Origin of the sequence: Candidatus Mesenet endosymbiont of Agriotes lineatus, from assembly GCF_964019585.1 — a bacterium.
Classification (GTDB): Bacteria; Pseudomonadota; Alphaproteobacteria; order Rickettsiales; family Anaplasmataceae; genus Mesenet.
The window spans coordinates 278,592-292,773 of record NZ_OZ026454.1 but is presented as its reverse complement, the minus strand read 5'-3'; the positions used below and the strand labels follow the sequence as shown (position 1 = coordinate 292,773).

General features: G+C 32.1%; 15 protein-coding genes. 6 read left to right on the top strand and 9 right to left on the bottom strand.

Going from position 1 to position 14,182, the window contains the following annotated elements; genetic code table 11:
• Positions 1-100 precede the first annotated feature (100 nt).
• Together AACL19_RS01420 and AACL19_RS01415 are read left to right on the top strand one after the other, a co-directional pair.
• Positions 101-484, top strand: a complete 384-nt coding sequence (locus AACL19_RS01420) for a hypothetical protein (protein WP_339046099.1) — start codon at positions 101-103, stop codon at positions 482-484.
• Positions 485-796: 312 nt separating this feature from the next.
• Positions 797-955, top strand: a complete 159-nt coding sequence (locus AACL19_RS01415) for a hypothetical protein (RefSeq protein WP_339046097.1) — start codon at positions 797-799, stop codon at positions 953-955.
• A gap of 92 nt (positions 956-1,047) precedes the next feature.
• Here AACL19_RS01415 and AACL19_RS01410 read toward each other — a convergent pair whose 3' ends face one another.
• The 8 genes from AACL19_RS01410 to AACL19_RS01375 form a co-directional block, all read right to left on the bottom strand.
• A complete protein-coding gene (locus AACL19_RS01410; protein ID WP_339046095.1) occupies positions 1,048-1,875 on the bottom strand; it encodes a rhodanese-related sulfurtransferase in 828 nt (275 codons plus the stop codon).
• 22 nt (positions 1,876-1,897) lie between these two features.
• Positions 1,898-2,569, bottom strand: a complete 672-nt coding sequence (locus AACL19_RS01405; RefSeq protein WP_339046093.1) for an SURF1 family protein — start codon at positions 2,567-2,569, stop codon at positions 1,898-1,900.
• Entirely contained in the window at positions 2,569-3,048 is a 480-nt protein-coding gene (bfr, locus tag AACL19_RS01400) for a bacterioferritin (RefSeq protein WP_339046091.1), read from the bottom strand. The genes AACL19_RS01405 and bfr overlap by 1 nt, the downstream gene beginning before the upstream one ends.
• A 248-nt stretch (positions 3,049-3,296) precedes the next feature.
• Positions 3,297-3,554 (bottom strand): hypothetical protein, encoded by a 258-nt coding sequence (locus AACL19_RS01395; protein WP_339046089.1) that lies wholly within the window; start codon positions 3,552-3,554, stop codon positions 3,297-3,299.
• A gap of 784 nt (positions 3,555-4,338) precedes the next feature.
• Entirely contained in the window at positions 4,339-4,494 is a 156-nt protein-coding gene (locus AACL19_RS01390) for a hypothetical protein (RefSeq protein WP_339046087.1), read from the bottom strand.
• Between the two features lie 421 nt (positions 4,495-4,915).
• On the bottom strand, positions 4,916-5,074 hold the full coding sequence (locus AACL19_RS01385) for a hypothetical protein (RefSeq protein WP_339046085.1): 159 nt from the start codon (positions 5,072-5,074) through the stop codon (positions 4,916-4,918).
• 46 nt (positions 5,075-5,120) lie between these two features.
• Entirely contained in the window at positions 5,121-6,242 is a 1,122-nt protein-coding gene (locus AACL19_RS01380; RefSeq protein WP_339046083.1) for an ankyrin repeat domain-containing protein, read from the bottom strand.
• A gap of 161 nt (positions 6,243-6,403) precedes the next feature.
• Complete coding sequence (locus AACL19_RS01375) at positions 6,404-7,726, bottom strand: ankyrin repeat domain-containing protein (RefSeq protein WP_339046081.1); 1,323 nt, start codon at positions 7,724-7,726, stop codon at positions 6,404-6,406.
• A gap of 165 nt (positions 7,727-7,891) precedes the next feature.
• Here AACL19_RS01375 and AACL19_RS01370 point away from each other — a divergent pair, with 165 nt between their 5' ends.
• Positions 7,892-8,215: a prepilin-type N-terminal cleavage/methylation domain-containing protein gene (locus AACL19_RS01370; protein WP_339046079.1), complete on the top strand. Its 324-nt coding sequence runs from the start codon at positions 7,892-7,894 to the stop codon at positions 8,213-8,215.
• Between the two features lie 29 nt (positions 8,216-8,244).
• On the opposite strand, the gene AACL19_RS01365 is transcribed toward AACL19_RS01370, so the two are convergent.
• Positions 8,245-9,744 (bottom strand): ankyrin repeat domain-containing protein, encoded by a 1,500-nt coding sequence (locus tag AACL19_RS01365; protein ID WP_339046077.1) that lies wholly within the window; start codon positions 9,742-9,744, stop codon positions 8,245-8,247.
• Positions 9,745-9,867: 123 nt separating this feature from the next.
• On the opposite strand from AACL19_RS01365, the gene AACL19_RS01360 reads away from it, so the two are divergent.
• The 3 genes from AACL19_RS01360 (at position 9,868) to AACL19_RS01350 (ending at position 14,076) form a co-directional block, all read left to right on the top strand.
• The gene (locus AACL19_RS01360; protein WP_339046075.1) at positions 9,868-10,578 is read left to right on the top strand and encodes a prepilin-type N-terminal cleavage/methylation domain-containing protein; all 711 of its coding nucleotides are present in this window, start codon (positions 9,868-9,870) and stop codon (positions 10,576-10,578) included.
• A gap of 139 nt (positions 10,579-10,717) precedes the next feature.
• A complete protein-coding gene (locus AACL19_RS01355) occupies positions 10,718-11,947 on the top strand; it encodes a phage major capsid protein (protein WP_339046073.1) in 1,230 nt (409 codons plus the stop codon).
• 89 nt (positions 11,948-12,036) lie between these two features.
• Positions 12,037-14,076 (top strand): hypothetical protein, encoded by a 2,040-nt coding sequence (locus AACL19_RS01350; RefSeq protein WP_339046071.1) that lies wholly within the window; start codon positions 12,037-12,039, stop codon positions 14,074-14,076.
• The last annotated feature ends 106 nt before the right edge of the window (positions 14,077-14,182 follow it).

The following is a 14,182-nucleotide window of genomic DNA, read 5'->3' as shown; positions in this document are numbered from 1 at the left end:
AAACCATTTATAAAGTGTAAAAGTTGATTAGATATTGTCAATTTTATTCACTTCCAGTAAACTTATTATTTGTAGTTAATCATTGTAAATAGGGGGGTGTATGCATAATACAATATATATTGGTGATCTCAATAAAGCAGAACTATTGATTGAATTATATAACACTGCTGAACCTTTTGGCAAATCAGTAGTATGTGTTAATGAGTATCTTAAAGAAGCTGCTGCTGGTGCCAATGACAATCTTTCTATTAAAAAAGCAAAGGCCCTTTTGCGTGACGGTGCTGATATTGTTAAGCGTTATAATAACTGCCATTTGTATGTTGACTTATCTGGAGATTATTTAAACTTCTTGTCCTATGATTGCTTCAATGGTCAGGGTAGAGCCGGGATGATAGTCGAAAAGATGCGTAAGAAGCAGAACTTGTGTCAACCACAAGTAACTGATCTTCAAGTAAAAAGTAAGAGCGTAGCAAGTAAAAAATAAACATATCTCTAAAATATGGAAAATTAAAAAATAGTGAAATTTTTTGCTTCCATGGTTGTGAATATATATGATATAAAGAGAATGCCAATCTGGAGAGATCGAGGCTGCAGAGGCGGCCTTTGAAGTGGCAGATGTATAGGAAAAAAAGATCTGAATATATTGAATAGGATCTTTGGCGACCTACTGAATAGTTTTAGCTATTTTAAGATTTTTTCTTAAAACAAGATTGATACCATTGTGGTCATATGCTTAAAAACATACGACTATAGCGCTTCCAACTATCAATTGGTAGTCCTCTCATGGTGGGAATCCGTGAAAAGGGCTAAAAACGCTCCTCTCTCTGATGTTGTACACGTGCTTTTTCTCCAGATTGGCACTAAATCAACAATAGGTCGAAAAAGGTTGAAAGATAAGATCAAAATAAATAATGATTCAGAGAATTCTAAAAAATCAGAATTAAACAAATTTTAAATTTTTCTTTTTTTAATTATAGGGGTATGAGATGAAAATGTTTTTTTGAGTTTGAATGTAATTTTTATACTTTTATAAATTAATAAAATTTTTTAATTAACATTTAAGGATTTGCAATGATAGCAAATAACTTGCCCATGCGGAACTGACTTTAACTCATCTGTTGTTACTTTCTGTGCGCAAGACACGCATTTTATTTCATCACTTGGCAGTAAAGAGTTACTAACTACAACTCTGTCATCAAAGACAAAACACTCACCTTGCCAGGTATTACTACTATTTTGCTTTTTTGCTAAATAGTTAATAATTCCTCCCTTTAGGTGATAGACCTGTTTAAACCCTAAACTTGTCATATATGCAGTCGATTTTTCACATCTAATACCACCGGTACAATACATCGCTATTTTGCTTTTATTTTTAGATTTATCTTGCATCCAAAATTCAGCCCACTTAGGAAAATCACGAAAATTTTGCGTATTAGGATTAATGGCATTACTAAATTTACCAAGCTTTATTTCGTATTCATTTCTCGTATCAATAACGTAAACGTCTGGACTTGAAATAAAATCGTCCCAGTTTTCAGGTTTTATATATTCGCCTTTTAAAGAAGGTAATAAGTCACTTATACCCAAAGTTACTATCTCTTTTTTTAGTCTTACCTTCATTTTACCAAAAGGTTGAAAACTTGCATAAGTTTTCTGCCATTTCAGATTACATAGCCTGTCATCAAGATCTAAGAATTTAAAAAAATCATCAATTGCAGATTTTGTTCCTGATATAGTAGAATTAATTCCTTCTTCCGCTAATAAGATTGTACCTTTTAGGCCTATGTTTTTGCAAAAATCTGCTAACCTATTTTTCATATCATAATAGTTAGAGAGTTCTACAAAACGGTAAAATGTTACAATAACAAATTCCATAATTATTTTTGTTAAAGTTACATTATGTGCTTTTGTGATGTTTAGGGTCAACTGCAAAATTACTCTTGTTTTTTACATAGCACACTATGAGCCATATCAAAGCTAAAACATACCAAGTAATCATGTATTGCATATGATAATTCCTTGGCTTAGGCAGTGTAGTTGGAGCTATGTGATCACTTAACTTATCTGCCGCCCATACTACACATCGACTAAAATTTGCCCCCATATCTTTAGATATTGACTCAGCATCAAGCCATGGCCATACATCATCTTTAGCTTCATTCTTAATGAGTTTATTTATACCTTTATACGAATCACAATACAACATGCCATTTATGATTATTTTTTTAGGTTTTATATTCACTTCCTTTTGTTTTTTATCAATTAACCCTTTATTTACTAATATGTACTGTCCACTGCTTAAAAGCATAGGGGTTAAAACATAATAGCTATTCATTCCAGCAAAAACATATAAATCAATACCTGCTAGTATCCCCTCTACTACAACTTTTCTATAAGCAAAATCATCAATACTTCCACCTTCTACCTTTACAGCTGGCATATCCATCTTTGCTATAATGTTATTTTTCCAATTAAGCCTAAATAACTGCCACGTACCAAGCGTAAATAAAACTATAAAGGGACAGCATACAATTAAAATAGTGTTTACAGTATTCTTACTAAGCATCATTATATTTGTGTTTGCAAGTAATTTTCAGCACCTATTAATTCAATAATTTTAAGTTGTTTTGTAATCCAATCTTGATGTCCTTCTTCCTCTTCGAGGATATGTTCTAGCAAATCAACAGTCGCGTAATCTTTTTGGTTTTCAGCAAGAGAGATTGCTTCTTTTAAATTTTTAATACCATTTACCTCCAATGCTAAATCCACCTCTAAAATCTCCTTTATTGTTGTTTTGCCTCCTTTTACAATATTTTCAGTTGATACAATGTTAGTATCCTGAAAATTTGGCATACCTCCTAAAAACATAATTCTATCTGATATATTCTTTACATGAGTTACCTCATCATTGAGTTCTTGTTCTGCTTTTTCAGCTAACTTTGCTATCCCCCACGATTTTAAAATTGCTGAGTGTAAAAAATACTGACGTATAGACGTTAATTCATGTGTCAATAAGATATTTAAGTGCTCTATTATTTCTTTATTCATAGACTTCTTAGTAAAAAAGTATAGTATATGCCTTAGAATAAAGAATAAAACATTTTTGTACAATTTTACTATAATGGTTGTGTCTAGGAAGTATAGCTAAATAAGTTCTCCTTTCTATTATATTGCTTCCCTCCAAACTAAAAAAAGGAAAAATATTTTAATATTTACAATCCTTAAAAAGCTACACTATTGTTGATAATTGGTTTTTGCAATTTTTAAACATTTTACACTGCAGTTTTCCTGTACAATCATAATTGATTGTGATTACTTATCTCCTGCTGAATAGGTTGCTCAATATCAGTAACAGCAGTGTTATAATTTGTATTAAAGGTATCATAAAACTTATGACCTACAATGGGTGTAATGATGCAACCCAATAGTCCAAAGAAAAATGTAATAGCAGAACCAATTGCAAGAGGAGAATTATCATATCTGCCTATATCGCCTTTAGAAACATGATGTTCATAAAGCAATACATCGCTTGCAACCATTAGAAGAGTAGACATACTACATATCACTCCTGCATTTTTACTTGTTTTAGTGCATTTAGGTCCACAATACCAGTAACTTTAAATGGCTTAGATGCCTCAGACATACACCTTTTAAGTGATTAAGACATATTATTTTGATTGTTCGGAACAATTGTTACCTAAAACTAATCAATAAATTATGCTGTAAAAGTAATGCTTTTTCAATGTAAGCTACTTTTAGCTTAGAACCTGTCTTAAAAATGAGCTAATTTATGAAGCATAATATATTAAAGAAAATATTAGCTTTGGAAGTTTGAGGAGAGTGCTCATAATCCTTCGCCTAAAATTGGAGTTGCAACAATCCAACGTTTAGAAATCACCTGGAACTCTGTATCAACCATTTTTTTGGTAATTGTTATCCTGTTAACTTGTAATTTACCTGTATATCCTTTCTGTAACTTTTTCTTTAGCTTGAAATAAAGAGGTATAATTTTAACAGCAATTACAAGACCAATACAATACCCTTTTGTCAGTCTCTATTTTTGAGCAGTTTTAACTGATTAATTATTCCTACAGATATTTTTGCCAACCTTACTCTTTTAACTAATCTGCCATTTTCCACCATTTTTTAAGCAAAGCTATAAACTGTTTTCCATGACGTTTAGGCAATTGCCTCCACTGATATCATCACATAGCGGATTCCATTAATGATAGTTCTAATACTGTGTTTTCTTGGCTTCCCGGTCCTTTTAGGTTCAAATATGGCTCTTCCATTATCACCTATACCGCTTGAATACATACCATAAATATGCCCCTTATATCATAAATCTCTACTTCTTTCTATATACTTTGCAGACAGCTTCTTAGAGTTTTCCACTGCACGATCAACAATGACCTCACAATCTGTTAGTTCTTTCCTCAGCTGAACACATTTGTGAGCCTGATCTTGAAACTTATTTTTTAAGTTTTCATACAACACTACTGATATGAACTGATTTATAAAGAATTCTTGTAATTTTTGATCAACTCACCACCTTTTCTACTATTCCTCTTGTTGCTACTTCACTGAACATGTTTCCAATTGCTTTAGATCTAGTTTCTGCTTCCTTCCATTGCTACTCTCTCTTGTTCTATTTTTGCTTCTATTATTTCTATTTTTATTCCTGTTTCCTCTATTTTTGCTAATTTTTTAGCTAATTGTTTTTTTAAGCATTTAATTTTTTCCTTACCATGGATTAGCTTTTCTTTGTTTTTTTAAGGTATGCTTCCTTCTTTTTTTTCTATCTCCTTCTGTGTTTTATGCTTTTCATTCAGTTCTTTTACATTTCCTTCAATTCTTCTTGTTTCTTCTCCTTTTTTAAAAGTTGATGTATCTAGTTATTATAGAATCTGCATCATCAACTGCTAAACCAAATTCTACCCATCTTATGGAACCTATTATTTGTTATTTTAAATCCGTATCTCCCCTTACCTATACCACCAACACTGAATATGAATTTTTCGTTTACTCTCTTTTCTTGCCTTTTCAGTTGCCTATCTTTTAAGTCATATAGCATCTTAAAAAAAACAATTTAATTTGTCGTTTTTCCATTACTTTAATTTTTAATGAAAGCGATCATAGGAAAGTATATGGTTAAATTTTCTCTTCTTGGTACTTATAGTATATGATCCAGGTGAGCTAGATAAATCTATGTTTAATGATCTTTTAAATTGGTCTATCATTAACCCAGAAATGCTGGGTGATGGTGAACCTAAAACTGCTGATGTGCTGTGTTGAGATGCGTCAGAGATGCTAGATCCAGGTGAACCTACATCTAACATTCTAAGGTGAGATGCTTCGAAAATGTTAAATCTAGGTAAGTTAAAGAGTATATTGTGTCTAGATTCTGAATTAAAAAGAATAGGTCTAAAAGGAGCCACATGTGTTTTATTTTCTAATGTTTGATATTTTATTTGGCTGCCATATGAATCATAATTAAATGAGTGTGTTGACTTATTTTTAGATTCCATCTTCTTGGACATAACAGTTGATGGCAGTGGATTCATCTCTTTTGATGCTTCATGTTTAGCTTTATGAGTTGATAATAGTCTTTCTATATCACTAAAATTCTGATAAGCTGCCAGCATCAATGGGGTATTTTTTTTGTCATCTTCTTGGTTAATATCAGTGTGTTCATATTTTATTAGTAGATTTACTATGTTTATTCGATTACACCATACTGCTATATGCAGTGGTGCCTGTCCAAAAATATCTTTTGCATTGGCAGTATCTTCTGTAAGTAATGTTTTTACTATATTTAAATTACACCTTTCTTTAATTGCTCTGTGGATTGGAAGGGCGCCCCTACTATAAGTAGTAAGTTTTACTCCATATTTTATCAATGTTTTTATTATGGCTAATCGTTTATTTTTAAACGTTTTTTTAGTCAGATTATCTTTTGACATTATCCTACTTGACATTGTATATCCAAGGTTATCTTTTACCTCAAGATCAGCGCCAAGTTCAGCTAGCTTTTCAACCATTGACAAGTTATTATACAAAGCAGCTAAAAAAATGGGAGTTTGCCCAAGATTATCTTGTACATTAACATTCATGCCCAAACCTAATATTCTCACCACTTCTTCTATATTATTACTATGTACTGCTTCAAAGAGCTGTCTTATTAATATTTTAAACTTTTTTTCTGAGCCAATCATTTTTCCATCAATTGATTTACAAAACATTAAGTAGTATTTTATATACTTAATATAGCATATCAATCAATATATAAATTATGGAACTACAATGAAGTTAAATTATTTTCTTAGACTGTTTTAAGTATAAATAGTTTATTGTTTTTCTTAAGACTATTGCATTCTTATAGTCTGGTAAAGTTTAGTTAGGGCTATTGAGAACTAAACATGTGATCAGATTTTTTCCTTTTAGTACCTACTGCGTATGATCCAGATGGAGTGAGTGAACTTGCGCTTAGACTTGAAGAATCAGAAAAGCTAGATCTAGTTGAAGCTATATATGACTTTGTGAATAGAGATGTTTCAGAAATGCTAAATTGTGATAAATCAGAAGAGATAGATTCAAATGAGCTTACACTCGATTCATTCAGTGTAAGTAGTTCGGGAGTACTAGGTCCAGGAGAGCTTGTAGAAACAGAAGTTATAGAACATGGTCTAGGTGGTTCAGAAATGACAGATCTAGGTGTAGTTGCATCTAACATTCTACGACGAAGCTCTTCATGTATTTTAGGTCCAGGAGAACTTATAAACGATGTTCTATATAATCTAGAAATGGCAGATCTATTTGTGATAGCGCTTAATGTTTTACGCTGATGCTCTTCAGAAGGTTTGGGTGAACATAATTTAGAGATTGAATTAATAAAAATAATAGGTTTAAAAGGAATTCTAAACCATTGATTTTCCTTATATTCCTTATATAATATGAATAGATATTTACAGTAAGGGTGAGCATCTGAGGATACACTTTGGGATAATATACACTTAATACTTTGTATTAGTAATTGCATTGGCCCTAAAATTCTAAGTTGAAGGAACATTTGACTTGGAATAGCACCACAAAGTAACAACAGTATTACTATCTCTACATACTGTTTTTTAGCGGCTAACATCAATGGAGTATCTTCTTCGTAATCTTTCTCTATGTTAATGTTAACATCGATTTGTTCATGTTGTAACAAAAATTTTACTATATTAGATTGTCCTAATGATATTGCTAAGTATAATGGTGTGCGTCTCTGAATATCTTGTTCATTAATAGTATCTCTTGTTAGCAGCATTGCTACTATATTTAAACCCAGCCTTTCTTTGATTGCTACATGAATAGGCAAAGAACCACAGGTACGAGTTGTAAGTTTTGCGCCCAATTCTATTAGAATTTTAACTGTGGGCAATCGTTTTTCTTTTGGTATGTTTTGTATATTTCTTGGGTATTGTCTTGATAACACCTTGCTTAGAACTGTATCTCCTAGCTTATCCTTTGTCTCAAGATCAGCACCAAGTTTAGCCAACTTTTTAACCATTGATAGATTGTTGTGTAAAGTTGCTAAGAAAATAGGTGTTAGTCCTAAGTGATTTTGTGCATTAATATCAAGACCTAAACCTAATATCTCAATTACCCCTTTTATATTATTACTACGCACTTCTTCAAAGAGCTTTCTTTCTAATGTTGCTAATGTTTCATTCGAGCCAATCATTTTTCCCTCTTGCTTAAGCTATGAAGTATTAAACAATACGTTGCATGTCAAATTTAGTATACTGATCAATTTTTTGCAAGACTTTAATTAGATCTAATTGTATTTTTAAAGATATAGAATGCTTTATTTCTTAGAATATATTTCAAGTGATATTTAGGTTATAAGATGAAGAAAAATGGTTTTACATTGATTGAAATCTCTGTGGTTTTATTAATTAGTGGGCTGCTGTTTTTTACAGTAATAAAAGGTTCATCTCTAATTGAATACGCTCGCTTACATAGACTTATGCAAGATATGCGGAAAGTATGGTCAGATGTTAATTCCTTTTATACAGAATATCATTATTACCCAGGAGACATGCCCAATGCTTCGGATTTTTTTGATTCAAGTAAGTGCGGAGGAATAAGAAAAATTAATGGCAATGGCGGTGGTCGTATTGAATTTAAAGATCGCAGGGATGGTGGTATAGAATCATGTGAAAATTTCTGATTCTAGTTAAGGTTATTGTAGGAAGATGTCTAATAAAATTTTCTCCTCTTAGCATTTTTGGCATATGATTCAGATGAGCTAAACAAATCTATACCTAAATTTAATGATTTTTCGAACTGGTTTTCAAAAGATCCAGCAAGACTGGACTTTGGTGAACCTAAAATTGCTGATGTGCTGTGTTGAGATGCGTCAGAGAGGCTAGATCCAGGTGAACCTACATCCATTCTAAGGTGAGATACGTCAGAGATGCTAGATCCAGGTGAACCTACATCTAACATTCTAAGGTGAGATACGTCAGAGAGGCTAGATCCAGGTGAATCTACATCCATTCTAAGGTGAGATGCTTCAGAGAGGCTAGATCCAGGTGAACCTACATCCATTCTAAGGTAAGATGCGTCAGAAAGGCTAGATCCAGGAAAGCTTGTAGAAACAGAAGTTATAGAACATGGTCTAGGTGGTTCAGAAATGACAGATCTAGGTGTAGTTACATTTAACATTCTACAACGAAGCGCTTCATACATTTCAGGTCCAGGAGAATATATAGACGATGTTATATGTAATCTAGAAATGACAACTCTATTTGTGATTGTGCTTAATATTTTACGCTTTTTATTCTGATGCTGTTCAGTAGCAGTAGATTGAGATGAAAGTAACTCAGAGACTAATTTAAAAAAGGCATTAGGTTTAGAAGGAATGAATTTATTTTTTATATATTCCTCACATAATCCGAGTAAATATTTTTGGTAAGGGCTATAAATACGTTCACTGCGGAATAATAGATCTTCACCTTCAGATAATATATAACCAATACTTTGCATCACTAATGGCATTGGATGTGGAAGTAGAGATGAAAATACATTGTCACTAAACACTTGACCTGGGGTAGCACCATAAAATAATAATAGTACTGCTATATTCACATAATTGTTTTTAAGTGCTAACAGCAATGGTGTTGCTTCATAACTTTTCCCTATATTAATATCAATTTGTTCATATTTTAACAAAAGTTTTACTATATTAATTTGTCCTAATGATACTGCTAAACATAATGGTGTGTAGCCATTATTGTCTTGTGCATTAACATTATCTTCTGTTAGCAGTTCTTCTATTAACCTTAAACCAAGCCTTGCCTTAATTGCCATGTGAATAGGTAGAGAACCACATATACGTATACGAGTTGTAAGATCTACACCCGATTTTATTAGCAGCTTAACTGTAGATAGTCTCTCTTTTTGTGATACCTGGGTTTTCATATCTCCTGGGCGTCGTCTTAATAACATATTACCTAGAACTGTATTTCCCATATGATCATTTATCTTAGGATCAGCACCAAGTTCAATTAGTTTTTTCACTATTGGTAATTTATTATATAAAGCTGCTAGAAAAATAGGTGTTCGTCCCAAGTTATCTTGTATATTGATATTAAGACCTAAACCTAATATTCTCACCACTTCTTCTCTGTCATTGTTACGTACTACTTTAAAGAGCTCACTTTCTAATTCTAACATTTCTGATGTTGTACCAATCATTTTTCCCCCTTATCAACCTCTAAAATTTTAATTAGCATACTATATATCAAATATAATATTGTAATCGATTTTTTGAAAAAATTATTAAATCTAGTATTATATAAGTGATATTTAGGTTACAAGATGAAGAAAAATGGTTTTACATTGATTGAAATCTCTGTGGTTTTATTAATTAGTGGGCTGCTGTTTTTTACAGTAATAAAAGGTTCATCTCTGATTGAATACGCTCGCTTACATAGACTTATGCAAGATATGCGGAAAGTATGGTCAGATGTTAATTTCTTTTATACAGAATATTATTATTACCCAGGAGACATGCCCAATGCTTCGGATTTTTTTGATTCAAGCAAGTGCGGAGGAATAAGGAAAATTAATGGCAATGGTGATGGTCGTATTGAATTTAAAGATCGCAGGGATGGTGGTATAGAATCATATTTAGCATGGTGTCACTTAAGTCAAGCTGGGCTTGGGTACCAATCTAATGGTGGACCTGATTCGACCTCTGCTATTCCAGTTCTTGGGATCGATATTCCTACTTCTAAAGTTAAAGGTAGTGGATTTTTTTTAGGTTATGGAGTACATGGATTTAAGGGAAGTAATGTACTTGTTATTGGTGCTCCAAGGGAAAATATGGGAAAGGAATTAAATATTGGCCCTATTTTAACAGCAAAACAAGCATACCTCCTAGATAAAAAAATGGATGATGGCAACCCAATTACAGGGAACATTAGAGGAATCAATGTGAAAGGTAGTAAAGAACCATGTTTTATAGGCGATACATATAATGTAAAAAGCAAAGAGGTAAATTGTGCACTTGTTATGGAGCTTGAGTAAGTGTTTGACATAAGTTGAACAAGTAATTTATCATGCGAAAGGATTGTTCTTTTAAAAACACTTCAGCCTAATCAAAAATTTCAAACCATAATTAAACATTAGGCTTTTTCTGAAAATTTTAATTTATAGGAGGTTACTTATGTCACTTACTGATATTGCCTGTCGTATTAATGATCTTGCTTCATCATGGGAGCAATTTAAACTAGTTAATGAGCGTAGACTTAAAGAAATAGAAGGCAAGGGTTATGCAGAATCTGCAACTACTGAGCAGTTAAATAAAATTAGCAATGCAATTGATGATTGTAAAGAGAGAGTAGAAACATTAGAAACGGCTATGCAAAGGCCAGAAGTAAATGGTAGATTTGAAGATAATTATCCGCAAAGCAAAGCATTTTCCGAATATCTGCGTAAAGGCACAGTAGATAATTTAATGAAGTATGAGCAAAAAGCTTTAACATCTACAGGTCCAGAAGGAGGGTATTTAATTACAAAAGAGATATCAAAGCGTATCCACCAAAATATTACAGATATTTCTCCTATGCGTCAGCTTTGCTCTAGTGAAGAAATATCAACTGAAAGTATAGAATATATAATTGAAGGTGATGATAAAACCTTTGTTGGTTGGCATGAAGAGGGTGATAATATATTAGATAATCAAAGTACGCAAAAATTTAAAAATATAAAAATTACAACTTATGAATTATATGCCCAACCGCAAATTACTCAAAAACTGCTCGATGATGCCTTTGTTAATATTGAAGCATGGCTTGTAGGTAAATTAGTTGAAGCTTTTAGTGCAAAAGAAAATGAAGCTTTCATCAAAGGCGATGGCAAAACGCAACCTCAAGGAATATTGTCTTATAAAAACAGTAAAAAGCAAGGGGAAGTAGAACAAATAGAATCTGAAAAATTAAATAGTGATGCAGTAGTAAAGCTCTATTATTCGTTAAATGAATCTTATGCTAAGAATGCGTCGTTTTTAATGAATAGAAGTGTCCTGCAGGAAGTTAGGTTGCTAAAGTTGGAGCAATCAAGTCAATACTTATGGCAACCAGGGTTATCTTTGGGAGCAAAAGATACAATAATGGGAATTCCGGTCTACCAAGTAGCTGATATGCCGGCAGGGCTTAGCTCTAGCACTCGGGACGCTAAGCCAAAGCTTCCAAGCGGCATAGAAGAATCGCATAAAGTGATAGCTATAGCAAATTTTAAACAGGCATATAAAATAGTGGATCACAGGGGAATGAAAATCTTAAGAGATCCATTCACCAGCAAAGGGTTCATTAAGCTTTATACTACCAAGCGAGTAGGTGGAGGGTTAATTAACACAAATGCGATCAAGTTGCTAAAAATCGAAAAAACCTTATAAAGATTATATACTTTTATTAATATATTAAATATTTCTTGATTCTTTGTTTATTTTTAGTTCAAATTAAAGTGATTTAAGTAAAAATAAAAATGAATTACAAAGAAGCAATAGCCAAAATTGAAAAAGACTGCAACACCATATTGAATCGTGAAGAAGTAATGAAAGGTTTAATAGCATACGCTACCCCTTATGGTGAAGAATTCGCTCTTTTAATTATACAGGTAGTTAAGTCTTTGGATTATCAAAAGATAATACATAAGGTTAAAGATGAAGCTATAGCTAATATCAAAAAGTTGGAGAATGAGGATATTGATTTTGAAGTTGTAAAATTTGGGATGGTAAATGCAGCTATAAAAGAAATCAGTGATGAGGTTTCCCGTGCAAATGAAGAAAAAGAGGAACTTAAAAAGTTAAAAGAGAAGGAAGAAGTACTTCAACAAGGGTTATCTAAATTAAGAGCAACTAAATTACTTGCACAATGTGCTCAATCCTCTGTTCAAAGAAAAAATAAACAAAAACAAACGGCTAGATCTCTGAGTAAAAAACTGCCTAAAGAATTTCAAAATTTATCTAACAACTTGAGTCAGCATAAAAGGAATTATGATCTTTGGAAATACAACACATCTTCAATAAATAATGAAGCAAAGGAAGACATTACCTCTAAACTACAAGAAACAATAATTGAAATTATAGATTTATATAAAAGGTGCCCAAATAATTCAGAGTCCTATGAACTAGTGTCACGTGTTTTTGGTATTATTAATTCAAATATAAAAGATTCTATATGGCAGGGGTTTGTAACCAACAATTTTAGTAAGATAATTGAGTTTGGATTTAAAAATGAAGAATTTACAACAGGATTACTTCAATTAGTAAAAGAAGTATCAAAGATCAATGTAAAGAAAGGCAATAGTGAAGATAACTACCAATATGTACTAGGTCAATATAAAGAAGTTAGTGATCAATTAGAAAAATTGAAGGCAAGTTGTAGTAATGAAGGATTTAATGCCTTTATTGATTTTATCCATAGCTCAAAAAAAGAGAAAGAGGAGCAAGATAGGAAAGAAAAGTTACAAATAGAAAAAGCTGAGAGAGAGTTATTAGAGGAAGAATCAAAAAAAACAGGGACCAGACCAAAACAACTACAGCCAAAGAGAAAAAAGAAACGAAGCAAAAATAGCAGTAATAGTAAAACTGTAATAAAGGATAAAAAACTAGATGAATTTGAAGCACAGAGTGTCAAAGAAGAAGTGTTTTTTGAAGATAAAGAAGTAAAAGCATTGCGTGGAGGGTTAAAAGAACTAACAGCATTGCTGTTTCCTGATGAAAGGTCAAAGCAGTTTGAGGATGAGATAAATAAAGCTATTGAAAATAGTGAGAAGAGTTTAAAAATAGAAGCATCAAGTATCAATGATGAAAAAATAAAAGATTTATATGTAATTAAGAGTGATTTTCATCTACGCCGTACCATACTCAGTATTAGCAATTATGATAAGCAATACGGTAAAATTATAGAACAAACTAAGGGTGATTTTGGAACAAATAGATTTAGTCCAGAACATAATAAACATATTACCAGTCATCTTACTGATATCGCTTCAAGAGTGCAGAATATTGATACTAACTTAAAAGAAGTACTGTCAGTGTTGGATAAGATGACTCTTTTAGTCTATAAAGATTATTGTCAGGAGAGTGATGAGAGATGCCTTAAAATAATAAGTGAGGAGAATTTCAAATGGTTAAATAGATTTTTAGATTATTTGAAAGCATTAGAAAAGTGGCATTCTAATAAAATTAGTTGTGTGCAGGAATACGGTATAATAAGTGGTACAAAAACTGAAGAAGAAAGGAAAAAAGAGAAAAAAGCTTTAAAAGCTATTAAATCATGTGTAGGTTCATTAGATACATTTATTAGTAAGTCCAATTATGTGCAGGATTTAAATAACAACCAATCTGTTAAGAGCAGTAGTGAATTACCTCTTAAGTGCTATGGACCATATCAACCATGGCAGTATTACGGCCCTCATCAGCAGTGGTGTGCTTTATCTAATGTTAGTATAGAGAAAATTCATAAGCTGCCTGAGGAAGTACGAAGTTGTAGTTGTTATAGTACTTCCCAGATTAAGTGATAAACCTCAGTAATACTTGACCAGCAAGAAGGAGAAATGTTGATACATTCTAGGTCCTAGCCAGCTTTTGATAGTATGCCAAAATAGGGTTCAAATCCGGAAAATA

Bases quoted from the DNA above. Each gene is read 5' to 3' on its own strand.
- AACL19_RS01420 (WP_339046099.1), top strand. From the start codon at position 101: ATGCATAATACAATATATATTGGTGATCTCAATAAAGCAGAACTATTG.
- AACL19_RS01410 (WP_339046095.1), bottom strand. From the start codon at position 1,875: ATGGAATTTGTTATTGTAACATTTTACCGTTTTGTAGAACTCTCTAAC.
- AACL19_RS01405 (WP_339046093.1), bottom strand. From the start codon at position 2,569: ATGATGCTTAGTAAGAATACTGTAAACACTATTTTAATTGTATGCTGT.
- bfr (WP_339046091.1), bottom strand. From the start codon at position 3,048: ATGAATAAAGAAATAATAGAGCACTTAAATATCTTATTGACACATGAA.
- AACL19_RS01395 (WP_339046089.1), bottom strand. From the start codon at position 3,554: ATGTCTACTCTTCTAATGGTTGCAAGCGATGTATTGCTTTATGAACAT.
- AACL19_RS01385 (WP_339046085.1), bottom strand. From the start codon at position 5,074: ATGCTATATGACTTAAAAGATAGGCAACTGAAAAGGCAAGAAAAGAGA.
- AACL19_RS01380 (WP_339046083.1), bottom strand. From the start codon at position 6,242: ATGTTTTGTAAATCAATTGATGGAAAAATGATTGGCTCAGAAAAAAAG.
- AACL19_RS01375 (WP_339046081.1), bottom strand. From the start codon at position 7,726: ATGATTGGCTCGAATGAAACATTAGCAACATTAGAAAGAAAGCTCTTT.
- AACL19_RS01370 (WP_339046079.1), top strand. From the start codon at position 7,892: ATGAAGAAAAATGGTTTTACATTGATTGAAATCTCTGTGGTTTTATTA.
- AACL19_RS01365 (WP_339046077.1), bottom strand. From the start codon at position 9,744: ATGATTGGTACAACATCAGAAATGTTAGAATTAGAAAGTGAGCTCTTT.
- AACL19_RS01360 (WP_339046075.1), top strand. From the start codon at position 9,868: ATGAAGAAAAATGGTTTTACATTGATTGAAATCTCTGTGGTTTTATTA.
- AACL19_RS01355 (WP_339046073.1), top strand. From the start codon at position 10,718: ATGTCACTTACTGATATTGCCTGTCGTATTAATGATCTTGCTTCATCA.
- AACL19_RS01350 (WP_339046071.1), top strand. From the start codon at position 12,037: ATGAATTACAAAGAAGCAATAGCCAAAATTGAAAAAGACTGCAACACC.